The sequence below is a fragment of the Halomonas smyrnensis AAD6 genome, assembly GCF_000265245.1.
In the GTDB taxonomy this organism is placed as follows: Bacteria; Pseudomonadota; Gammaproteobacteria; order Pseudomonadales; family Halomonadaceae; genus Halomonas; species Halomonas smyrnensis.
Genome location: NZ_AJKS02000002.1, coordinates 305,748 through 326,941 on the forward strand (window position 1 = coordinate 305,748; position 21,194 = coordinate 326,941).

General features: G+C 69.9%; 21 protein-coding genes. 10 read left to right on the top strand and 11 right to left on the bottom strand.

Features of this window, described 5'->3' with window-relative positions:
• Nucleotides 1-177: 177 nt before the first annotated feature.
• Nucleotides 178-741, bottom strand: coding sequence for an alkyl hydroperoxide reductase subunit C (gene ahpC, locus UYS_RS0203500; protein ID WP_016854107.1), 564 nt, complete (start codon nucleotides 739-741; stop codon nucleotides 178-180).
• Nucleotides 742-930: 189 nt separating this feature from the next.
• The gene (locus UYS_RS0203505; RefSeq protein WP_016854108.1) at nucleotides 931-1,359 is read right to left on the bottom strand and encodes a host attachment protein; all 429 of its coding nucleotides are present in this window, start codon (nucleotides 1,357-1,359) and stop codon (nucleotides 931-933) included.
• A 220-nt stretch (nucleotides 1,360-1,579) separates the two neighbouring features.
• Here UYS_RS0203505 and UYS_RS0203510 point away from each other — a divergent pair, with 220 nt between their 5' ends.
• Nucleotides 1,580-2,068 (top strand): hypothetical protein, encoded by a 489-nt coding sequence (locus UYS_RS0203510; RefSeq protein ID WP_016854109.1) that lies wholly within the window; start codon nucleotides 1,580-1,582, stop codon nucleotides 2,066-2,068.
• A gap of 91 nt (nucleotides 2,069-2,159) precedes the next feature.
• On the opposite strand, the gene speE is transcribed toward UYS_RS0203510, so the two are convergent.
• The 3 genes from speE to hemE all read right to left on the bottom strand — a co-directional run bounded on the left by speE (nucleotide 2,160) and on the right by hemE (nucleotide 4,606).
• Nucleotides 2,160-3,080 (bottom strand): polyamine aminopropyltransferase, encoded by a 921-nt coding sequence (speE, locus tag UYS_RS0203515; protein ID WP_016854110.1) that lies wholly within the window; start codon nucleotides 3,078-3,080, stop codon nucleotides 2,160-2,162.
• 64 nt (nucleotides 3,081-3,144) lie between these two features.
• Nucleotides 3,145-3,537: a VanZ family protein gene (locus UYS_RS0203520; RefSeq protein WP_016854111.1), complete on the bottom strand. Its 393-nt coding sequence runs from the start codon at nucleotides 3,535-3,537 to the stop codon at nucleotides 3,145-3,147.
• Nucleotides 3,530-4,606: a uroporphyrinogen decarboxylase gene (hemE, locus tag UYS_RS0203525; protein ID WP_016854112.1), complete on the bottom strand. Its 1,077-nt coding sequence runs from the start codon at nucleotides 4,604-4,606 to the stop codon at nucleotides 3,530-3,532. The genes UYS_RS0203520 and hemE overlap by 8 nt, the downstream gene beginning before the upstream one ends.
• 137 nt (nucleotides 4,607-4,743) lie before the next feature.
• On the opposite strand from hemE, the gene ribA reads away from it, so the two are divergent.
• The 3 genes from ribA to UYS_RS16820 all read left to right on the top strand — a co-directional run bounded on the left by ribA (nucleotide 4,744) and on the right by UYS_RS16820 (nucleotide 6,643).
• Nucleotides 4,744-5,379: a GTP cyclohydrolase II gene (gene ribA, locus UYS_RS0203530; protein WP_016854113.1), complete on the top strand. Its 636-nt coding sequence runs from the start codon at nucleotides 4,744-4,746 to the stop codon at nucleotides 5,377-5,379.
• Nucleotides 5,380-5,451: 72 nt separating this feature from the next.
• Nucleotides 5,452-6,123 carry a PAQR family membrane homeostasis protein TrhA gene (gene trhA, locus UYS_RS0203535; protein WP_016854114.1) on the top strand — a complete coding sequence of 224 codons (672 nt, stop codon included), beginning with the start codon at nucleotides 5,452-5,454 and terminating at the stop codon, nucleotides 6,121-6,123.
• Between the two features lie 229 nt (nucleotides 6,124-6,352).
• The gene (locus UYS_RS16820; protein ID WP_016854115.1) at nucleotides 6,353-6,643 is read left to right on the top strand and encodes a hypothetical protein; all 291 of its coding nucleotides are present in this window, start codon (nucleotides 6,353-6,355) and stop codon (nucleotides 6,641-6,643) included.
• 121 nt (nucleotides 6,644-6,764) lie between these two features.
• On the opposite strand, the gene UYS_RS0203545 is transcribed toward UYS_RS16820, so the two are convergent.
• From UYS_RS0203545 to UYS_RS0203565, 5 genes are all read right to left on the bottom strand, one after another.
• A complete protein-coding gene (locus UYS_RS0203545) occupies nucleotides 6,765-8,309 on the bottom strand; it encodes a Na+/H+ antiporter NhaC family protein (RefSeq protein ID WP_040477922.1) in 1,545 nt (514 codons plus the stop codon).
• A gap of 167 nt (nucleotides 8,310-8,476) precedes the next feature.
• Nucleotides 8,477-9,244, bottom strand: coding sequence for a co-chaperone DjlA (djlA, locus tag UYS_RS16825; protein WP_040477862.1), 768 nt, complete (start codon nucleotides 9,242-9,244; stop codon nucleotides 8,477-8,479).
• Nucleotides 9,241-11,205, bottom strand: coding sequence for a 1-deoxy-D-xylulose-5-phosphate synthase (gene dxs, locus UYS_RS0203555; protein WP_016854118.1), 1,965 nt, complete (start codon nucleotides 11,203-11,205; stop codon nucleotides 9,241-9,243). The genes djlA and dxs overlap by 4 nt, the downstream gene beginning before the upstream one ends.
• A gap of 35 nt (nucleotides 11,206-11,240) precedes the next feature.
• Entirely contained in the window at nucleotides 11,241-12,128 is an 888-nt protein-coding gene (ispA, locus tag UYS_RS0203560) for a (2E,6E)-farnesyl diphosphate synthase (RefSeq protein ID WP_016854119.1), read from the bottom strand.
• Complete coding sequence (locus tag UYS_RS0203565) at nucleotides 12,115-12,417, bottom strand: exodeoxyribonuclease VII small subunit (protein WP_016854120.1); 303 nt, start codon at nucleotides 12,415-12,417, stop codon at nucleotides 12,115-12,117. Before UYS_RS0203565 ends, ispA begins: the two co-directional genes overlap by 14 nt.
• Before the next feature lie 296 nt (nucleotides 12,418-12,713).
• Between UYS_RS0203565 and serA the strand changes: the two genes are divergently transcribed.
• The 5 genes from serA to UYS_RS0203590 all read left to right on the top strand — a co-directional run bounded on the left by serA (nucleotide 12,714) and on the right by UYS_RS0203590 (nucleotide 19,183).
• Nucleotides 12,714-13,964: a phosphoglycerate dehydrogenase gene (gene serA / locus UYS_RS0203570; protein ID WP_016854121.1), complete on the top strand. Its 1,251-nt coding sequence runs from the start codon at nucleotides 12,714-12,716 to the stop codon at nucleotides 13,962-13,964.
• A gap of 152 nt (nucleotides 13,965-14,116) precedes the next feature.
• A complete protein-coding gene (trhO, locus tag UYS_RS16830; RefSeq protein ID WP_016854122.1) occupies nucleotides 14,117-15,097 on the top strand; it encodes an oxygen-dependent tRNA uridine(34) hydroxylase TrhO in 981 nt (326 codons plus the stop codon).
• Nucleotides 15,098-15,383: 286 nt separating this feature from the next.
• Complete coding sequence (locus UYS_RS0203580) at nucleotides 15,384-16,733, top strand: 8-oxoguanine deaminase (RefSeq protein WP_016854123.1); 1,350 nt, start codon at nucleotides 15,384-15,386, stop codon at nucleotides 16,731-16,733.
• 74 nt (nucleotides 16,734-16,807) lie between these two features.
• Nucleotides 16,808-18,163, top strand: a complete 1,356-nt coding sequence (locus tag UYS_RS0203585; RefSeq protein ID WP_016854124.1) for a uracil-xanthine permease family protein — start codon at nucleotides 16,808-16,810, stop codon at nucleotides 18,161-18,163.
• A 183-nt stretch (nucleotides 18,164-18,346) separates the two neighbouring features.
• Nucleotides 18,347-19,183, top strand: coding sequence for an IclR family transcriptional regulator (locus UYS_RS0203590; RefSeq protein WP_016854125.1), 837 nt, complete (start codon nucleotides 18,347-18,349; stop codon nucleotides 19,181-19,183).
• Between the two features lie 42 nt (nucleotides 19,184-19,225).
• Here UYS_RS0203590 and UYS_RS0203595 read toward each other — a convergent pair whose 3' ends face one another.
• Nucleotides 19,226-19,690 carry a MarR family winged helix-turn-helix transcriptional regulator gene (locus UYS_RS0203595; protein WP_016854126.1) on the bottom strand — a complete coding sequence of 155 codons (465 nt, stop codon included), beginning with the start codon at nucleotides 19,688-19,690 and terminating at the stop codon, nucleotides 19,226-19,228.
• Nucleotides 19,691-19,814: 124 nt separating this feature from the next.
• Here UYS_RS0203595 and hmgA point away from each other — a divergent pair, with 124 nt between their 5' ends.
• Nucleotides 19,815-21,122, top strand: coding sequence for a homogentisate 1,2-dioxygenase (gene hmgA, locus UYS_RS0203600; RefSeq protein WP_016854127.1), 1,308 nt, complete (start codon nucleotides 19,815-19,817; stop codon nucleotides 21,120-21,122).
• Nucleotides 21,123-21,194: the final 72 nt, after the last annotated feature.

Below are 21,194 nucleotides of genomic sequence, written 5' to 3' on the forward strand. Positions count from 1 at the left end.
GGAAGCAATGTCAGGAAAAACCGGAATCGGGCCCCGCCGGGACGTCGCCCCGATCTCGCTTGCGCGACTGGTTGGGCGATCGAGGCGCAGCGCCTCGGCGGGGTAACGGGGCGCGGGAGCCTGCGACTCCCGCTGAAGATCGGCGATCCGTGACGGATGCGCGGATCGGCAGTCCGTTTAGATCTTGCCGACCAGGTCCAGGGACGGCGCCAGGGTCTCTTCGCCTTCTTCCCACTTGGCCGGGCAGACCTCGTTGGGGTTGGCGCGGACGTACTGGGCGGCCTTGACCTTGCGCAGCAGCTCTTCGGCGTTACGGCCGATGTTGCCGGCGTTCAGCTCGATGATCTGGATCTTGCCGTCCGGATCGACGACGAAGGTGCCGCGGTCTGCAACGCCGGCTTCCTCGATCAGCACCTCGAAGTTGCGCGACACGACGTGGGTTGGGTCGGCCAGCATCGGGTACTGGAGCTTGCCAATGGTCTCGGAGCTGTCGTGCCAGGCCTTGTGGGTGAAGTGGGTGTCGGTGGACACGCCGTAGATCTCGACGCCGAGCTTCTTGAACTCGTCGTAGTTGTCGGCCAGGTCACCCAGCTCGGTCGGGCAGACGAAGGTGAAGTCGGCCGGATAGAAGAAGAAGATGCTCCACTGGCCCTTCAGGCTCTCTTCGCTGACCTCGACGAAATCGCCGTTGTGATAAGCGGTGGCGTTGAACGGTTTGACTTCGGTATTGAGCAGTGACATCGCGTCTATCTCCTGATTGAGGGGATGTGTGGTGAAGACGCGGTCAGAATAACCAGCCCCCGTTCATTGGTTAAATTGAATAGGGCGATGCTGACGATAGCCAAGAGCTAATCGAGGTCCGTGGGAAGCAGGCCGCCCGGAGACTTGACGCCTCCGGGCGGAAAACCGCCGCGGCGTGTCGGCGCCGGCTCAGCGCAGGTCGCTGACCGCCTCGCGAATGTCCTCGACGCTGGCCTTGGTCAGGTCCTTGGCCAGGGAGTGGATGACCGTCTTGGCGGTGGGGCCGTCGAGCTTGTCGCGCAGCAGGCCGAGGAAGCGCGGCGGCGCCACCAGGATCAGCTTCTCCAGGGTGTTCTCGACCCGCGCGCGGTAGAGGCGGTCGGCCACCTCGCGGGCGAACAGCGCCTCGTGATGGTCGGAGGCCGTGCTCTCGCCGCCGGCGGAACGGGCGGAGGTGGCGGACGATTCATGCACGTCGCCTTCGCGGTCGGTCACCAGGTCGCCCTCGTGCAGGCGCCCCTCGGCGTGCACCAGGCTGTCCTTCTCTTCGAGCTTGAGGGCATCGCGGGTGAATACCCGGGCCCGGGCCGCATCGGCCACCACGATATAGGTCGTCATCGTCGCTCCTTGTCTGGGCATGAGAGAGCGGTGAGGGGCTCGCCACTCTTCTCCCACAGCATTGGCAAGACGCCGCCCAGCGTCAAACGGCGACACCCGCCGTCGGCATCCGCGGACACTGCCGCGCGGCCGCCGGCTGGGGTAGGATGCCGCCCTCGCCGGCACGGAGCGCCGGCACGACTGCCCGGCATCCCGACGGCCGACTCCCGGAGGACACGATATGCGCCACTTCCTGTTCCCGCGGCATCCCCTGCCGCGTCGCACCCTGCTGTTCTGCCACGCCATGCTGCAGCTCGGCCTGCTGGCGGCCGGCGGCCTGTGGCTGGCCCCGCACACGCCGTGGCTGGCCGAGTCCGGCTGGCGCGAGGCCTGGCCCGAACTGGCCCTAGGCGGCGGCGCGACGCTGCTGGCCATGGTCGCCCTGCGGCTGCTGGCCGAGCTGTGGCTGCTGCCCCATCATCTGGCCGCCCAGCGCGCCGGCTTCTCCGCCGGCTCGGTGGTCACCCGCTCGATCGAGCACCGCCCCGCGGTCCACGACCGGGAGCACGCCTGGGTCCCCGGCGCCCGCGAGGTCGACGCCGAGGACGCGGTGCTGAGCCCGGCCCGGGTGGCGGGCCAGGCGCCGCCACAGCGCCGCCACGACGAGCCGAGCCTGGACCTGGCCGGCGGCCACGCGGAACCGGCGCCCGCCAACGAGCCGCGGCTCTAGGCGCTGTCTGCCGCAAAGCGGGCGCCCGCCCTGAAGCGACGAACCCCGGCCTTGGCCGGGGTTCGTCGTTTCACGTCTCTGCCAGGCTCGCTCAGTCCGCCAGCAGCCGGCGCATGAAGGGCGGCAGCGCCAGGGCGCCGCGATGGGCCTCGACGGTGTAGTAGTCGAGCGGCATCTCGCTGGCCGCGGCCTCCACCTCGCGAAAGCTGGCCACGTCGGTCGCCTTGCCGGCCAGGGTCACGCTCCACCAGCCGGAGGGATAGACCGGCTGCGGGAAGGGCAGCGTGGCCACGCTGTCGAAGCCGGCCTCGCGCATGTCATGGCGCAGCTCGCGGATGATCGAACCGCTGTGGTAGAGCGGCGACTCGCTCTGCTGCACCAGCACGCCGCCCGGGCGCAGCACGCGATGGCAGCGGCGCAGGAAGTCGGTCTTGAACAGGCCCTCGGCGGGGCCCACCGGGTCGGTGGAGTCGATGATCAGCACGTCGATGCTGTCGTCGTCCGCCTCCTCGATCCACTTCACCCCGTCGTCGAAGCGCAGCTCGGCGCGCGGGTCGCCGTTGGACTCGACGAGCGCCGGGAAGAAGCGCTCGGAGGCCCGGGTCACTTCCTCGTCGATATCGATCTGGGTGACCTTCTCGACCCCGGGATGACGCAGCACCTCGCGCAGGGTGCCGCAGTCGCCGCCGCCGATGATCACCACCCGCTTCGGATCGGCGTGGGTGAACAGCGCCGGATGGGCGATCATCTCGTGATAGAGGAAGTTGTCGCGGTCGGTCAGCATCACGCAGCCGTCGAGCACCAGCAGGTTGCCGAAGGTCTCGGTCGCGTAGACCTCGAGGTGCTGATAGGGGCTCTGCACCTCGTGCAGCTTCTCGGAGACCTTCAGCGAGAAGGCGCTGCCGTGGCTATCGAAGACTTCGGTGAACCAGCCGGAATCACCGGAATTGAGGCCAGCATCGGGGCCTGAATCGAGGCCAGCGTCGGGGCCGGTATCAAGAGAGGAACTCATCGGAAACCCTCGGGGTGACGAGTGAAAGGAAACCATGGCCGCCGCGGCGACCGTACAGGGGCGTCTAGGCGCGCCCGGGCAGCAAGGCCCTCCGCAGGCCGGCCAGCACCAGCACCGCGCAACCGGCGCCCAAGGCGTTGGCCAGGATGTCGGCGGGATCGCCGCCGAAGCGCCCGGGCACCGCGATCTGGGCGAACTCGATCGCCACGCCGAACAGCGCCGCCGCGGCGAAGGCCAGCGGCAGGCGCAGCCCGGCCAGCCCACCGAGCCCGGCGATGGCGGCGTAGCCGAGGAAGTGGTTGAGCTTGTCCCAGGGCAGCGAGCGTGGCAGCTCGTCGCTCGGCATCAGGCTGCCCCAGGCCACCGTCAGGGCCGCCGCCAGCGCCAGCCCGGCCCACAGGCGGCGCCGGTCGTGCCAGCGCCGCAGCAGATCAATGAGCCGGGCGGGCTCAGTCATGGGCGATGCGTTGGTGATAGGCCGGGCTCAGCTCGTGCAGGGCGTCCATGAAGGCACTGACGTGATCCGGGTCGGTGAACTGGCTGATGCCGTGGCCCAGGTTGAACACGTGGCCGGGGCCCTCGCCGTAGCTGTCGAGGATGCGCGCCACCTCGGCGCGGATCGCCGACGGCCGCGAGAACAGCACGTTGGGGTCCAGGTTGCCCTGCAGGGCGACCCGATGGCCGACCCGCTCCCGGGCGACGGACAGCTCGGTGCTCCAGTCCAGCCCCAGGGCGTCGGCGCCGGAGGCCGACATCTCCTCGAGCCACTGGCCGCCGTTCTTGGTGAACAGGATCACCGGCACCTTGCGCCCCTCGTGCTCGCGGATCAGCCCGGCGACGATCTGCTCCATGTAGCGCAGCGAGAACTCCAGGTAGGCCGGCGTCGAGAGCGCCCCGCCCCAGGTGTCGAAGATCTGCACCACCTGGGCGCCGGCGCGGATCTGGGCGTTGAGGTAGTCGGTGACCGCGTGGGCCAGGGTGTCGAGCAGCCGGTGCATGGTGTCCGGCGTGTCGTAGAGCATCGCCTTGACGTGGCGGAAGTCCTTGCTGGAGGCGCCCTCCACCATGTAGGTGGCCAGCGTCCAGGGACTGCCGGAGAAGCCGATCAGCGGCACCCGGCCATTGAGCTCGCGGCGAATCGTGGAGACCGCGTTCATCACGTAGTCGAGGTCGCGCTCGGCGTCGGGCACGGTGAGCGCCTCCACCGCCTCGGTGGTGCGCACCGGCTTGCGAAACTTGGGCCCCTCGCCGGTCTCGAAGTAGAGCCCCAGGCCCATGGCGTCGGGGATGGTGAGGATGTCCGAGAACAGGATGGCGGCATCCAGCGGATAGCGCTCCAGCGGCTGCAGGGTGACCTCGCAGGCGCGATCGCGATCGCGACACAGGTCCATGAAGCTGCCGGCCTGGGCCCGCACCTCGCGGTATTCCGGCAGGTAGCGGCCGGCCTGGCGCATCATCCACACCGGAGTGCGGTCCACGGGCTGCCGCGCCAGGGCGCGCAGAAGGCGATCGTTCTTGAGTTCCATGCGGGCGCTCATCCACGGAAAATGTGGCGACATTGTAACCCATCGGAACCGCACGGGCTGCTCGTGAGCCCGTCATCGTCCTGATAGAATGCGGGCATATCCATCGGCCACGCCATGGTCATGCATCGAGGTACACCGTGACGATTCGCTACATCGCCGCCTCCCGGCTGCCCACTCCCTGGGCCACCTTCACCATGCACGGCTTCGAAGACGAGGCCACCGGCAAGGATCACATCGTCCTGACCCTGGGCGACGTCGACGATGGCGCGCCGGTGCTGGGCCGTGTGCATTCCGAGTGCCTGACCGGCGACGCCCTGTTCTCGATGCGCTGCGACTGCGGCTATCAGCTGCAGGAAGCGCTCAAGCGCATCGCCGCCGAGGGCCGCGGCGTGCTGCTGTATCTGCGTCAGGAAGGCCGCGGCATCGGCCTGCTCAACAAGATCCGCGCCTATCACCTCCAGGACCAGGGGGCCGACACCGTGGAAGCCAACGAGCAGCTCGGCTTCGATGCCGACCTGCGCCGCTACGACCTCTGCCTGCCGATGCTCGAGCAGCTGGGCATCGGCGCGCTCCGGCTGATGACCAACAACCCGCGCAAGGTCGATGCCCTGACCCAGGTCGGCGTCGAGGTCAGCGAGCGGGTGGGGCTGACCACCGGGCTCAACCCGCACAACGAGCACTACCTCTCCACCAAGGCCGGCAAGCTCGGCCACATGATGGCGCTGGACGACTTCACCCAGGCCAGCGACGTGGATATCGAGCGCAAGTCCTGATCGACTCCGCACTGACCTGACGGGAACCTCCCCTTCGACGCCGCCGTCGAAGGACAAAGGGAGGTGCCCGTCATGCCTCGACCCTCGCCCCGCGACGATCCCGGCTATTCGCTCCTGGAGGAGCTGCTGCACAGCGTCAGCCATGGCGTGGGCGCCCTGCTCAGCGTCGCCGGGCTGGTGACGCTGATCGCGCTGGGCAGCCGCGAACTGACCGGCGGCCCCTACAAGCTCACCGCGGTCTCCCTCTACGGCACCACCCTGGTGCTGCTCTACACCGCCTCCACCCTCTACCACGGCACGCGCCATCCCGGCCTCAAGCGCGCCTTCCGCCTGCTCGACCACTGCGCGATCTACGCCCTGATCGCCGGCACCTACACGCCCTTCCTGATGGTCAACCTGCGCGACTCCGTGGGCGCGCCGCTGCTGGCGGTGATCTGGACCCTGGCCGTGGCCGGCATCGGCCTGAAGGTCATGCGCCCCTTCGCGCTGGGCGGCCTGCACATGGGCAACTACCTGCTGATGGGCTGGCTGATCGTGCTCGCCGCCGGCGAGCTTCCGACCGCCTTTACCGCCACCGGCCTGGCGCTGCTGGTTGGCGGCGGGCTGACCTACTCGCTGGGCCTGGTGTTCTTCGCCGTCCGCGCCATTCCCTACAACCACGCGGCCTGGCACCTGTGCGTGATGGGCGGCAGCGCCTGCCACTTCGCCGCCGTGGTCGTCGACGTGCTGCCCCATCCGGGCTGATGCCCTCCCTGCGCTCGCGCGGTCAGAGGCTCTCGCAGGCTTGCTCGCGACCCTCAACGGCGTGGGCCGGGCCAAGATAGGCCGACTTTATCGGCGCCATAGCTAACAGTGCTCTTGTTTATATTTAGCATGCTACTATAATTCTCCTCATCGAACGGTCCGGGACACACCGGACGCCACACGAAACAAAGACCGACGGAAAAGACCGACCAGAGAGAGGAGACACCTCATGAAGACCAAGATGATCGCCGCCAGCCTGCTGCTCGCCGCCCTGCCCATCGCCGCCCAGGCCGACAACGCCTCCGAGCGCGCCCTGATGCTGAATCCGGAGCCGCTGTCCACCGCGACCGTCCAGGGCGCCGCGGCGCAGGACGCCAGCCAGGAAGACGTCGTCGCCACCTGGGGCGCCAGCGAGGCCATGGCCCAGGCGCGCCTGCGGCTGAATGCCCAGCGGCAGCAGACCCACATCGCCTCCAGCGGCGACGCCACCGAGCTGGCCCGCCAGGCCACTCAGGGCTGAGGAAACCACCTCCCCCGCCCGGCATCCAGCCACATCGCGACCGCCTCCCGGCGTCCCGATGCAAGAAGCCCCCGACCTCGGTCGGGGGCTTCTTCGCGTTGGCGCATGCTGCCAGGCGCGATCAGGCGGCGGCCCGCTCGGCCGGCAGGCCCCAGCAGCGACGCAGCACCAAGGCCGTGGCCACCATCGCGACGGCGCCGGTGGCCCCGCCGATCAGGGCGCTGCCGGTCAGGCCGGCGACGAAGAACGCCAGGATGCCGGCCAGGCCCGCGGTGACCGCATAGGGCAGCTGGGTGCGCACGTGATCGATGTGGTCGCAGGACGACCCCGCCGAGGACAGGATGGTGGTGTCCGAGATCGGCGAGCAGTGATCGCCGAAGATGCCGCCGCTGAGCACCGCCGCGATGGCCAGCGCCAGCGGCAGGTCCATGGCCATGGCCACCGGCATGGCGATGGGGATCAGGATGGCGAAGGTGCCGTAGGAGGTGCCGGTGGTGAAGGCCACCAGGGCGCCGATCAGGAACAGCAGCACCGGCACCAGGCTCGGCGCGATGCTGGCCTCGGCCAGGGTCACCAGGTAGTCGGCGGTGCCGAGCTCGGTGGTCACGCTGCCGATCGACCAGGCCAGGGTGAGGATGATGTAGACCAGGGTCATGCTCTTGATGCCGTCGACCACGATCTCCATGGCCTCGCGGAAGTCGAACAGCTTCTGGGCCATGCCCATGACGAGCCCCACCGCCACCGCCACGAAGGTGGCGATCAGGATCGACTGGCCGCCGTCGGCCTCGCCCACCGCGGTGACCAGGTCGTTCTCGGGGAAGTTGCCGGTCCACAGGAAGAGCGGGGGAATCATCCCCACCAGCACGCCGATAGGCACCAGCATGTTGCGCTTGCGAGACTGATGTTCCGGCACCGAGATCATCTCCTCGACCTCGTGGCCGGAGGGCGGGTTGGCGCCCTCGGCCATCACCTCGCCGGTGGTGCGCGCGCGCTGCTCGGCGCGGGCCATCGGGCCGTAATCGCCCTGGGTGACGACCAGGAAGACGATCAGCCCCAGCGCCAGCCAGGCGTAGAAGTTGAGCGGGATCGACGACAGGTAGATCAGGTACTCGGAGCCCTCGAGCCCCATGGTCGCAAGCTGGGTGCCGATCAGGCCCATCACGAACACCACCCAGGTGGAGACCGGCCCCAGCAGGCACATCGGTGCCGAGGTGGAGTCCACGATATAGGCCAGCTTCTCCCGCGAGACCCGCATGCGATCGGTGATCGGCCGCATCACGCTGCCCACGGTCAGGGCGTTGAAGTAGTCCTCGAAGAAGATCAGCACCCCGAGCCCCAGGGTCGCGCCCTGGGCGCCGCGCCGGGAGGCGACCCGGGCGGAGATCGCGCGGGCGATCGCCTGGGCGCCGCCGGTGCGCTGCAGCACGCCGATCAGCACGCCGAACAGGCCGCAGTAGATCAGCACCGTGACGCTCCATTCGTCGCCGACGCTGGGAATGATGAAGTCGCCGAAGCTGTCGTAGAGGCCGGCCGCGGGGTTGCCGCCCGCCAGCATGGTGGCGCCCAGCCAGACGCCACAGAACAGCGCCGGAATGACGTTGCGCGTCACCAGCGCCAGCAGGATGGCCAGCACGGGCGGCAGGAGGGAAAAGGCTCCGAATGACATCAGGGGAATCTCCGGGGTCGTCATGTCGTTCGCCGCGGTCACGGCGAGGCGCATCCTAGGGGGCACGGAACGATCCGGCAAGCACGATCTCGCCTCGCCTCCCGATACAAGAAGCCCCCGACCGAGGCCGGGGGCTTCTTCGCGTTGACGCATGCTGCCAGGGGCGATCAGGCCGCGGCGCGGGCCTTGCGGATGCGCTCGTAGGCGTTGCCGATCTCGCTGGTGCGCTCCTTGGCCACCTCGCGCATGCTCTCCGGCATGCCCTTGGCGGCGAGCTTGTCGGGGTGGTTCTCGCTCATCAGGCGGCGATAGGCCTTCTTGATCTCGGCGTCGCTGGCATCGGACGACACCCCCAGCACCCCGTAGGCCTCCTCCAGCGAGGGGCCGGACTCGGCCGCCGCGCCGGCGCCACCGCCGCCGCGCAGCATCGCCTCGATGCGGGCGATCTCCTCCTCGGAACAGCCCAGCCCGCGCATCACCCGCGTCAGCATCTCGTGCTCGGCGGGGTGCAGCTGGCCGTCGGCGGCGATCGCCGCCAGCTGCACCTGCAGGAACACCTGACGCAGCGCCGGCTGGGCGCCGACGATCTGGCGCACCTTGGCCAGTTCGGCGTCGAGGTCGAAGTCCGCCGCCTTGCCGCGATTGAAGTCGGTCCGCGCCTTGGCGCGCTGCTGCTCGTTGAGGCGCAGGCGGTCCCACAGGGTGCGCGAGGCCTCGAGCTCGTCCTCGGAGACCCGGCCGTCGGCCTTGCACAGGCAGCCCATGACCGCGAAGGTCGATTCGAGGAACTGCGCCTGCACCCCGGCCAGCTTACCGAGCATGCTCTTGCGCAGGCGGCGCGCCAGCCAGTAGCCCAGGCCGCCGCCGATCAGCAGGCCCAGCGGCCCGCCGATCAGGAAGCCCAGCAGGGCGCCGATGAATATCATGATTCTCATGAGGCTTCTCCCGATTGGGTGGCATCGCCCGCCAGCCGGCGGCGGATCGCCGCCTCGATGCCGTCGGCGTCGAGGCCGCACTCGGCCAGCAGCTCGGCGGGCTTGCCGTGTTCGACGAAGGCGTCGGGCAGCCCCAGGTTGAGCACCGCGCCGCGGTGGCCCTCCGCCATCAGCAGTTCGTTGACGCCGCTGCCGGCGCCGCCGGCGACCACGTTCTCCTCCAGGGTCACCAGCAGGTCGTGCTCGGCGGCGGCGGCCAGCACCGCCGCGCGGTCCAGCGGCTTCACCGAGCGCATGTTCAGATGGCTGGCGTCGAGCCGCTCGGCCACCTCGGCGGCCGGGACGTTGAGGCTGCCGAAGGCCAGCAGGGCGACCCTCGGGCCCTCGCCGCCGGCGCGCCGGCGGGTCTGCGCCTCGCCGATGGCGAGCGGCTCGAGGTGCGCCGGCATCTCGCTGCCCGGGCCGGTGCCGCGCGGATAGCGCACCGCGGCGGGACCGGCGTGATGGTAGGCGGCGCTGAGCATGGCCCGGCACTCGGCCTCGTCGGCCGGCGCCAGCACCACCAGGCCCGGCACGCAGCGCAGGAAGGACAGGTCCATGGCGCCGTGGTGGGTCGGGCCGTCCTCGCCGACCAGGCCGGCGCGGTCGATGGCGAAGGTCACGTCCAGCTCCTGCACCGCCACGTCGTGGATCAGCTGGTCGTAGCCGCGCTGCAGGAAGGTGGAGTAGATCGCCACCACCGGCTTCATGGCCTCGCAGGCCATGCCGGCGGCCAGCGTCACCGCGTGCTGCTCGGCGATCGCCACGTCGAAGTAGCGCTCCGGGTATTCCTGGGAGAAGCGGATCAGGTCGGAGCCCTCGCGCATCGCCGGGGTGATGCCGATCAACCGCTCGTCCGCCGCCGCCATGTCGCACAGCCAGTCGCCGAAGACGTTGCAGTACTTTTTCGGTTTGGGCTTGGGTTCCGGCTCGGGCGCAGGCGCCGGCTTGAGCGGCGGCGGGGTGTCCTTCTTCTGCGGCTCGCCCTTCTCCAGCTTGGTGATCGCGTGGTAGCCGATGGGATCGGCCTCGGCGGGCAGGAAGCCGCGGCCCTTGCGGGTCTTCACGTGCAGGAACTGCGGGCCGTCCAGGTCGCGCATGTTGCGCAGGGTGTGGAGCAGCGCCGGCAGGTCGTGGCCGTCGATGGGGCCGATGTAGTTGAAGCCCATCTCCTCGAACAGCGTGGCCGGGCTGACCATGCCCTTCATGTGTTCCTCGGTGCGCCGCGCCAGCTCCAGCGCGCCGGGCAGGTGCGAGAGCACCTTCTTGCCGCCCTCGCGCATGCTGGTGTAGGGCTTGCTGGCCAGTATCCGTGCCAGGTAGCTGGCCAGGCCGCCGACGTTCTCGGAGATCGACATCTCGTTGTCGTTGAGCACCACCAGCAGGTTGGCGTCGACGTGACCGGCGTGGGCCAGGGCCTCGAAGGCCATGCCCGCGGTCAGGGCGCCGTCGCCGATCACCGCGCAGGCGCGGCGGTTCTCGCCGCGGGCCCGGGACGCCAGCGCCATGCCCAGCGCCGCGGAGATCGAGGTGCTGGAGTGGCCGACGCCGAAGGTGTCGTACTCGGACTCGGCGCGCCGCGGGAAGGCGGCCAGCCCGCCGTACTGGCGGATGCCGGTCATGGCCTCGCGGCGCCCGGTGAGGATCTTGTGCGGATAGGCCTGGTGGCCGACGTCCCACACCAGGCGGTCGTGGGGCGTCTCGAGGGCATGATGCAGCGCCACGGTGAGCTCCACGACGCCGAGGCCGGCACCGAAGTGCCCGCCCGAGACGCCCACGCTGTAGAGCAGGTAGGCGCGCAGTTCGTCGGCCACCCGAGCGAGCTGGGCATCGTCCATGGCGCGCAGGGCGGCCGGCGTTTCCAGGGTGTCGAGCAGCGGCGTGGCCGGGCGCTCGAGCGGAATGTCATCGAACAGCTTCATGAAGACTCTATCTGTCAGGGCGGCCGCGGGCCGCCTCAGTGGTCACGCTCGATCATGTATCGGGCCAGTTCGGCCAGGGGCGCGGCGGCCTCGCCCAGCGGCGCCAGCGACGCCACGCCCTCCTCGACCAGCTCGTCGGCCCGGGCCCTCGCACCCTCGAGCCCCAGCAGGCTCGGATAGGTGGGCTTGGCGCGGGCGGCGTCGGCGCCGGAGGCCTTGCCCAGCGTCTCGGTGTCGCCGGTGACGTCGAGCACGTCGTCATGGACCTGGAAGGCCAGGCCGATGGCCTCGGCGTAGCGCGCCAGGGCCGCCAGCCGGGGGTCGTCGTCGGCCACCGCGACCAGGCCCCCCAGGCGCACCGCGGCGCGGATCAGCGCGCCGGTCTTGTGGCGATGCATGGTGGCCAGCGCGGTGACATCAGGGTGGCCGCCCACCGCGGCCAGGTCCAGCGCCTGTCCGGCGACCATGCCGTCGCGGCCGGCGGCATGGGCCAGGGTGGCGATCATCGCCGGCAGCCGCGGATGGGCGGTCTCGGCCAGCACCTCGAAGGCCAGCGCCTGGAGGGCGTCGCCGGCGAGGATCGCCGTGGCCTCGTCATAGGCGCGATGCACCGTGGGCTGGCCGCGACGCAGGTCGTCGTCGTCCATCGCCGGCAGGTCGTCGTGGACCAGCGAGTAGGCGTGGATCAGCTCCAGGGCCGCGGCCGGGGCGTCCAGCTCGGCATCGGCGGCGCCCAGGGCGCGGCCGGCGGCGTAGACCAGCACCGGCCGCAGCCGCTTGCCACCGACCAGCACGCCGTGACGCATCGCCGCCTCGAGGCGGGCATCGGCCACCTCCCGGCGGGCGAAGAGCGTCTCCAGGCGGGCATCGGCCCGTGCGCGATCGGCGGCCAGTCGCGCCACCAGGGTGTCAGCGTTCACCATCGTCCTCCGCGGGCGGGGCGAAGGGCTGCAGATCGATGCCGCCGCCCTCGCCTTCGGTCAGGGTGCGCACCTTGAGTTCGGCCTCGTCGAGGCGGCGCTGGGCGTCGCGGGTCAGGCGCACGCCCTTCTCGAAGGCTTCCAGCGAGCCCTCGAGGGTCAGTTCGCCGGACTCCAGCCGCTCCACCAGCGCCTCCAGGCGCTCGACGGTCGCGGCGAAGTCCGCCGGTGCGGCCTCGCCTTCGGAGGGACTGTCTGCCTCGCCCCGGGGCCGGCTTTGCTGTTCCGCCATGGCTTTCCTCGTCGGTCGCTCCCACCATGAGGGCGACAGTATACACGCTCCCCCCCGGGGGTCGTCTGCCCCGGGCGTGCCGGGGCGGACGGCCCCCGCACGGCACGCCGGGCGGGCCTTATCATGCATGCGGCTCAAGTCGGCGACGCAGCATTTTCATCCCGGGATTTCCGCGCTGTGGTAGCATTAGCCACCTCATTTCGAGCCGACAGCGGTTCAGGCTTCCGCCCTGGCGAAGGGCGCCAGCACCGGCCTGAGCGGCATGCGGCGCGCACCGTAGAAGGGTTGATTCGACCATGGCCAAGACGTCCCTGGACAAGAGCAAGATCAAGATTCTGCTGCTCGAGGGCATCCACCAGAGCGCGGTGGACCACTTCCTCAATGCCGGGTACACCAACATCGAGCACCTGCCGACCTCGCTGGACGAGGAAACGCTGATCGAGAAGATTCGCGACGTCCACTTCATCGGCCTCCGCTCCCGTACCCAGCTCAACGAGCGCGTGTTCAGCGCCGCCGAGAAGCTGGTGGCCGTGGGCTGCTTCTGCATCGGCACCAACCAGGTCGACCTGGACGCGGCCCTGGTGCGCGGCATCCCGGTCTTCAACGCCCCCTACTCCAACACCCGCTCGGTGGCCGAGCTGGTGCTGGCCGAATCGATCATGCTGCTGCGCGGCATCCCCGAGAAGAGCGCCCGTGCCCACGAGGGCGGCTGGCTGAAGTCGGCCAAGAATTCCCACGAGGCCCGCGGCAAGGTGCTCGGCATCGTCGGCTACGGCAGCATCGGCGCCCAGCTCTCGGTGCTGGCCGAATCGCTCGGCTTCGACGTCATCTACTACGACGTGGTGACCAAGCTCGGCATGGGCAACGCCCGCCAGGTGGGCAGCCTCGAGGAGCTGCTGGCCCGCGCCGACATCGTCAGCCTGCACGTGCCGGACCTGCCCTCCACCCGCTGGATGATCGGCGAGGAACAGATCGCGCTGATGAAGCCGGGCAGCATCCTGATCAACGCCTCCCGCGGCAGCGTGGTGGTGATCGAGGCCCTGGCCGAGGCGCTCGAGGCCGGCCGCCTCAACGGCGCCGCCGTGGACGTCTTCCCGGTCGAGCCCAAGGGCAACAACGAGGAGTTCGTCAGCCCGCTGCGCGGCCTGTCCAACGTCATCCTCACCCCGCACATCGGCGGCTCCACCCTGGAAGCCCAGGAGAACATCGGCATCGAGGTCGCCGAGAAGCTGGTGACCTACTCCGACAACGGCACCACCATCACCTCGGTCAACTTCCCCGAGGTGGCGCTGCCGTCGCACCCGGGCAAGCATCGCCTGCTGCACATCCACGACAACGTGCCGGGCGTGATGTCCGAGATCAACCGGGTGCTGTCCGAGAACGATATCAACATCCTCGGCCAGTTCCTGCAGACCAACGAGCGCATCGGCTACGTGGTCATCGACGTCAACAAGGACTACGGCCAGAAGGCACTGGAAGCGCTGAGCCAGGTCACCCACACCAAGCGCGTGCGGGTGCTCTACTCCGAGACCAGCTTCGAGGGTTGATCGCCCGAACGCCCCTCGCCCCGCTGACGACCCCGGCCACGCGCCGGGGTCGTCGCGTTCGGGCCCGGGATGCGCCCGCATCGGCGGAGCGGTAGAATGCCGCCACCCCAACCCGGTCCGTCCTTTGCGAGGACGACAACCAGGAGATCACCATGACCACACCTCAGACCACGGGGGGCATCGTCGTTGCCGCCCTGTACAAGTTCGTCACCCTCGACGACTTCGAAGACCTGCGCGAGCCCCTGCGCCAGGCGATGCTCGAGCACGACGTGAAGGGCACCCTGCTGCTGGCCCGCGAGGGCATCAACGGCACCGTGTCCGGCACCCGCGAGGGCATCGACGCCCTGCTGGCCTGGCTGGCCCGCGACCCGCGCCTGGCCGACGTCGATCACAAGGAATCCTACTGCGACGAGCACCCCTTCTATCGCACCAAGGTCAAGCTCAAGCGCGAGATCGTGACCATGGGCGTGGACGGCGTCGACCCCAACGACACCGTCGGCACCTACGTCGATCCCGAGCAGTGGAACGCGGTGATCAACGATCCCGAGGTGCTGGTGATCGACACCCGCAACGACTACGAGGTCGCCATCGGCTCCTTCGAGGGCGCCGTCGACCCGCAGACCAAGTCGTTCCGCGAGTTCCCCGAGTACGTGAAGGCGCACTACGACCCCAGCCGCCACAAGAAGGTGGCGATGTTCTGCACCGGCGGCATCCGCTGCGAGAAGGCCTCCAGCTTCATGCTGGGCGAGGGCTTCGAGGAGGTCTTCCACCTCAAGGGCGGCATCCTCAACTACCTGGAGAAGGTGCCCGAGGACCAATCGATGTGGCGCGGCGACTGCTTCGTGTTCGACAACCGCGTGACCGTGCGCCACGACCTCAGCGAGGGCGAGTACGACCAGTGCCACGCCTGCCGCATGCCGATCTCCGCCGAGGACCAGCGCTCCGAGACCTACGAGCCCGGCGTCAGCTGCCCACACTGCTTCGACTCGCTGCCGGAGAAGACCCGCGCCGCCGCCCGCGAACGCCAGAAGCAGATCCGCCTGGCCAAGGAGCGCGGCGAGCCGCATCCGCTGGGCCGCGATCCGCGGCAGATGAAGCCGGCGCCTCGGCCGACCGCCGACGAGACCGACTGAGCCGGCACGGCGCCCCGGGCGTCGCCGGCCTCGCCCCTCGAAACCGCCGCGCCCTCGACGCGGCGGTTTTTTTGCCCGGGCGAAAACGCCAGGCTCCGTTAGACTTTCTAAGACTTTCGTCGCGAGACGGGCTCGACAGCGCCCCGTGTTGTACACAATACTGTCCTGGTCTGCGACACAGACGCCGTACACAACACAACAAAGGCACCTGAACCAAGGCCCCGCGCCGAGACTCGACGAGGCTTGGGTAACCCTTTGTTGTCCACCGCACCCTCGGGAGGACAACATGACCGCCAATGCCCAGACCCTGTGGATCCGCCACCCCCGCGCCTGCAGCGATCCCGCCGCCGCCGGCGGGGTGGTGATCCGCGATGAACGCATCGTCGAGGCCGTGCCGGCGGGCGCCACGCCCGCCACGCCGATCGATGCCGCCTTCGACGCCTCTCGTCACGTGCTGCTGCCCGGATTGGTGAACACTCACCACCACTTCTATCAGACCCTGACCCGCGCCTATTCGCCGGCGCTGAACAAGGCACTGTTCCCCTGGCTGACGACGCTCTACGACGTCTGGGCCCACCTCACCGAGGAGCAGCTGGCCGTCGCCAGCGAGCTGGCCATGGTCGAGCTGCTGATGAGCGGCTGCACCACCGTGGCCGACCACCACTACGTGTTCTCCGGCGCGCTTGAACACGCCATCGACGTCCAGGTGGCGGCCGCCCGCCGGCTCGGCGTGCGCGCCGCCCTGACCCGCGGCTCGATGAGCGTGGGCCGCGACGACGGCGGCCTGCCGCCGCAGTCGGTGGTGCAGGACGAGCGCACCATCCTCGACGAGAGCGCGCGGCTGATCGGCGCCTACCACCAGCGCGGCGACGGCGCCATGACCACCATCGCCCTGGCGCCCTGCTCGCCGTTCTCGGTGAGCCGCGAGCTGATGCAGGAGAGCGCGCGGCTGGCCGAGGCCAGGGACGTGCGCCTGCACACCCACCTGGCCGAGACCGAGGACGAGACCGCCTACTGCGAGCGGCTGTTCGGCATGCGCCCGCTGGACTACCTGGAGGCCACCGGCTGGCTCTCGTCGCGCACCTGGCTGGCCCACGGCATCCACTTCGACGACGGCGAGATCGCCCGGCTCGGCGCCGCCGGCACCGGCATCGCCCACTGCCCGTCGTCGAACATGGTGCTGGGCTCGGGGCTGTGCCGCACCCTGGAGCTGGAGGCCGCCGGCTGCCCGGTGGGCCTGGCGGTGGACGGCTCGGCCTCCAACGACCACTCCAACCTCGCCGAGGAGATGCGCCAGGCGCTGCTGCTCGGCCGGCTGCGCTACTCACCGAGCGAGGTCAGCCACGACGACGTGATCCGCTGGGCGACCCGCGGCTCGGCCGGCTGCCTGGGCCGCGACGACATCGGCGGCCTCGCCCCCGGCCAGCAGGCCGACCTGGCGCTGTTCCGCCTCGACGAGGCCCGCTTCTCCGGCGCCGAGAATCCCGTCGCCGCGCTGCTGCTGTGCGGCGCCCATCGCGCCGACCGGGTGATGGTCGCCGGCCGGTGGCGGGTGGCCGAGGGCCGGCCGCTGGGCGTCGACCTCGACGAGCTGCTGGCCCGCCACGACCGCGCGGCCCGGGCGCTGAGGGCGTAGCCAACGGCAAACCGTAAAGCGACAGCACACATCACAGGGTTTCCGCTTCAACAACGACAACAGGAGCCACCACCATGTCGACCCCCGAGACCACCGAGACCGCCGGCGAGGCGGCGACGCCACGGGTGCGCAGCACCCACGACGTCAACGCCATGCCGCCCCTGCACCGGGCGATCCCGCTGGGGCTGCAGCACGTGCTGGCGATGTTCGTCGGCAACGTCACCGTGCCGATCATCATCGCCGGCGCCGCCGACCTGCCCGAGGACCAGACCGCCTTCATGATCCAGGCGGCGATGTTCGTCGCCGGCATCGCGACCCTGGTGCAGTCGCTGGGGCTGGGGCCGATCGGCGCCCGCCTGCCGATCGTCATGGGCACCAGCTTCGGCTTCGTGCCGGTGCTGATTCCCATCGCCGTGGGCATGGGCCTGCCGGCGGCGCTCGGCGCGGCGCTGTGTGGCGGCATCGCCATGGCGCTGGTGGGGCTCTTTTTGCCCTGGTTCCGCTTCCTGTTCCCGCCGGTGGTCACCGGCACCTTCGTGATCATGCTCGGCACCCTGCTGATGCCAGTGGGCTTCGCCTACGCCGGCGGCGGCTTCGGCGCCGAGGACTTCGGCGCCCTGCACAACCTGCTGCTGGCGGCGCTGGTGCTGCTGGTCACCCTGGGCCTGCACCAGTTCGGCCGCGGCATCTGGTCCGAGGCCGCGCCGCTGATCGGCCTGGTCGCGGGCTATGCGGCGGCCTCCGCCTTCGGCCTGGTGGACGTCGGCCCGATCGCCTCGGCGGACTGGGTCTCGCTGCCCATGCCGCTGACCATCGGCCTGGAATTCCACCTGGCGGCCATCCTGCCGGTGGTGCTGCTGGCGGTGGTGACCTGCGCCGAGTCGATCGGCGACATCGTCGGCACCACCGCCGGCGGCCTCGACCGCGAGCCCACGGCCAGGGAGCTCTCCGGCGGGGTGATGGCCGACGGCCTGGCAAGCGTGTTCGCCGCCGTCTTCAACGCCTTCCCGCAGATCAGCTTCAGCCAGAACGTCGGCATGGTGGCGCTGACCGGGGTGGTCAGCCGCTTCGTGGTGGCCATCGGCGGCGGCTTCCTGGTGCTGGCGGGGCTGCTGCCCAAGCTCGGCGGGCTGATCTCGAGCATCCCCAACGCCGTGCTCGGCGGCGCCGTGCTGATCATGTTCGGCATGATCGCCAGCGCCGGCATCAAGATGCTCTCCCACATCGACTTCAACCGCCGCAACATGGTGATCATCGGCGTCTCGCTGTCGGCGGCCATCGGCCTGCCGGCCCAGGAGGGCCTCTACGCCGGCCTCGCCGACAACGTCCAGGCGATCATCGAGTCCGGGCTGATTCCCGGCGCGCTGTGCGCCATCGTGCTCAACCTGGTGCTGCCCGGCCGCGACCGCGTGTTCCGCAACGACGTCTGACGCGCGAGGCCCGCTCCGGCCAGCCCGACGGCCCCCTCCCGGCCGCCTCGCCCGAGGCGGCCGTCTCGTTGGCCCCCTGCGCGCCGGCCGGCAAGTTGGAAACCATTTCCGCTGGCAAGACAGTTCCTGCCCGACGCGGTATGCTGAACGACTACTCGACCAGTCGCAGCAGGAGATCAGGCAGTGAGTGAAGGCAAGCGCAGAACGGCGGGACGCCCGGCGAGCGGCAAGGGCAGCGGCGGCCACAGCCAGTCCCTGGTGCGCGGACTCAACCTGCTGGAGCGCCTGGCGGGCAATCCCGGCGGCCTGGCGCTGTCCGAGATCGCCGAGCAGGCCGAACTCGCCCCCTCCACCACCCACCGGCTGCTCCAGGCCCTGCAGAGCCAGGGCTACATCACCCAGGACAACGAGCTCGGGCTGTGGAAGATCGACGTCAAGACCTTCCGCATCGGCAACAGCTTCCTCGAGGCCCGCGACTTCGTCGCCGCCAGCCGGCCCTTCCTGCGCCGGCTGACCGCCCAGACCGGCGAGACCGCCAACCTCGGCGTGCGCGACGGCAGCACCGCGGTGTTCCTGGCCCAGAGCGAATCGCCGCAGATGATGCGCATGATCACCCGCCTGGGCTCCCGGGCGCCGCTGCACGCCTCCGGCGTGGGCAAGGCGCTGATGGCCTGGCTGCCCGACGACGAGCTGGAGCGGGTGCTCGACGAGCGCGGCCTGGCGCGGGTGACCGTCAACACCCTCCACGACCCGTCGACGCTGCGCGAGAGCCTGGCCGAGATCCGCCGCCAGGGCTACGCCTGCGATCGCGAGGAGCACGCCATCGGCCTGCAGTGCGTGGCCGCCTGCATCCACGACGAGCAGGGCATCCCGCTGGCCGCCATCTCGGTCTCCGGCCCCAAGGCGCGGATTCCCGAGGAGCGCCTGCCCGAGCTCGGCGAGCAGATCCGCGAGGCCGCCGAGGAGATCACCGCCCGGCTGGGCGGCCGCATTCCCGCCGCCGACGAACTGCCGGCCTGATTCGAGCCCGGCACCGCCGGGCCTTTCGGCTCAAGACCTTTCTCACGTCTCCAGCTTCGTCAGCTGGCTCTCCAGCCGGCTCATCAGCTCGAACAGCTGGCGATACTCCTCGATCGACAGCGGCGCCACCAGCTCGGCCTCCCAGGCGCGCGCCTCGGGAATCAGCGCCGCCAGCAGCGCCTCGCCCGCCGCGGTCAGACTGAGCTCGTGGCGGCGCTGATCCTCCGGCGAGGGCCGCCGCCGGATCAGCTCCCGCGCCTCCAGCCCCTGCACCGCCCGCGAGACCCGCGCCTTGTCCATGCGCGTGGCCTCGCGAATCTGCTTGGCGGTCAGCTCCTCGCGATGATGCAGCCAGGCCAGCACCCGCCACTGGGCCACGGTCAGGTCGTGGCGGGTCTCGTAGAGGCGCGCCAGCGCCTGGCTGATGCGGTCGGCCAGGTGGTTGAGGCGATAGGGCAGGAACTGGTCGAGGTCGAAGCGTTCGGCGGGGGCATCATCGGGCGTCATGGGCATCTCGTCGGGACGGTGTCGGGCGTACTACCAAGGTCGCGAGATGGTTGCATATGAAACCAATGAGGGCTAGCCTGCCCCTATAGTTTCATTTGAAACCATATCCCGCGAGGGCACCACAATGACAACATCGCTCGACCATCAGCCGGGCTTTCGCAACCACTTCGCCAGCGAGGCGCTGCCGGGCGCGCTGCCCGAGGGCCAGAACTCGCCCCAGCGCTGCCCCTATGGCCTCTACGCCGAGCAGCTCTCCGGCTCGGCCTTCACCGCGCCGCGCCCGCACAACCTGCGCAGCTGGCTGTATCGCATCCGCCCCTCGGTGGCCCAGAGCGCCTACGAGCCGCTCGATGCCGGCCGCGTGGCCACCGCGCCGCCGGCGCGCCCCGCCGCCGACCCCAACCAGATGCGCTGGGACCCGCTGCCGCTGCCCGAGGCGCCCACCGACTTCCTCGACGGCCTGCTGACCGTCGCCGTCAACGGCGACGCCGCCACCCAGACCGGCTGCGGCGTGCATCTCTACGCCTGCAACCGCGACATGACCGAGCGCTTCCTCTACGACGCCGACGGCGAGCTGCTGATCGTGCCCCAGCTCGGCGCCCTGCGGCTGCGCACCGAGTTCGGCGAGCTCGAGATCGGCAACGGCGAGATCGCGGTGATCCCGCGCGGGGTCAAGTTCCAGGTGCGCCTGGCCCGGGGCTGCGAGCAGGCCCACGGCTACGTCTGCGAGAACTACGGCAGCCCCTTCGAGCTGCCGGGCCTGGGGCCGATCGGCGCCAACGGCCTGGCCAACCCGCGCGACTTCCTGACCCCGGTGGCCGCCTATGAAGAGCTCGAGGGCGACTTCGAGCTGGTGGCCAAGTTCTCCGGGCGCTTGTGGCGCACCCGGCTCGACCACTCGCCGCTGGACGTGGTGGCCTGGCACGGCAACTACGCGCCCTACAAGTACGATCTGGCCAACTTCAACACCGTCAACACGGTGAGCTTCGACCATCCCGACCCGTCGATCTTCACCGTGCTGACCTCGCCGTCGGACACCGCCGGCACCGCCAATATCGACTTCGTGATCTTCCCGCCGCGCTGGATGGTGGCCGAGGACACCTTCCGCCCGCCCTACTTCCATCGCAACCTGATGAGCGAGTTCATGGGCCTGATCCACGGCGAATACGACGCCAAGGCGGAGGGCTTTTCGCCCGGCGGCGCCAGCCTGCACAACGCCATGTCGCCCCACGGCCCGGACGCCGAGACCTTCGACAAGGCCACCCAGGCCGAGCTCGAGCCCCGATATCAGGGCGACACCCTGGCCTTCATGTTCGAGAGCCGCTACGTCTTCCAGCCCACCGAGACGGCGCTGGCGGCGGACTTCCGCCAGCGCGACTACGTCGACGTGTGGCAGGGGCTGGCCTCGCACTTCGACCCGAATCGGCGATAACCGCTACCGAAGAAGATGAGCGCCGGGGACAAGACGCTCTGGAAACCGGACGCCCCGAATCCTCTGACATAC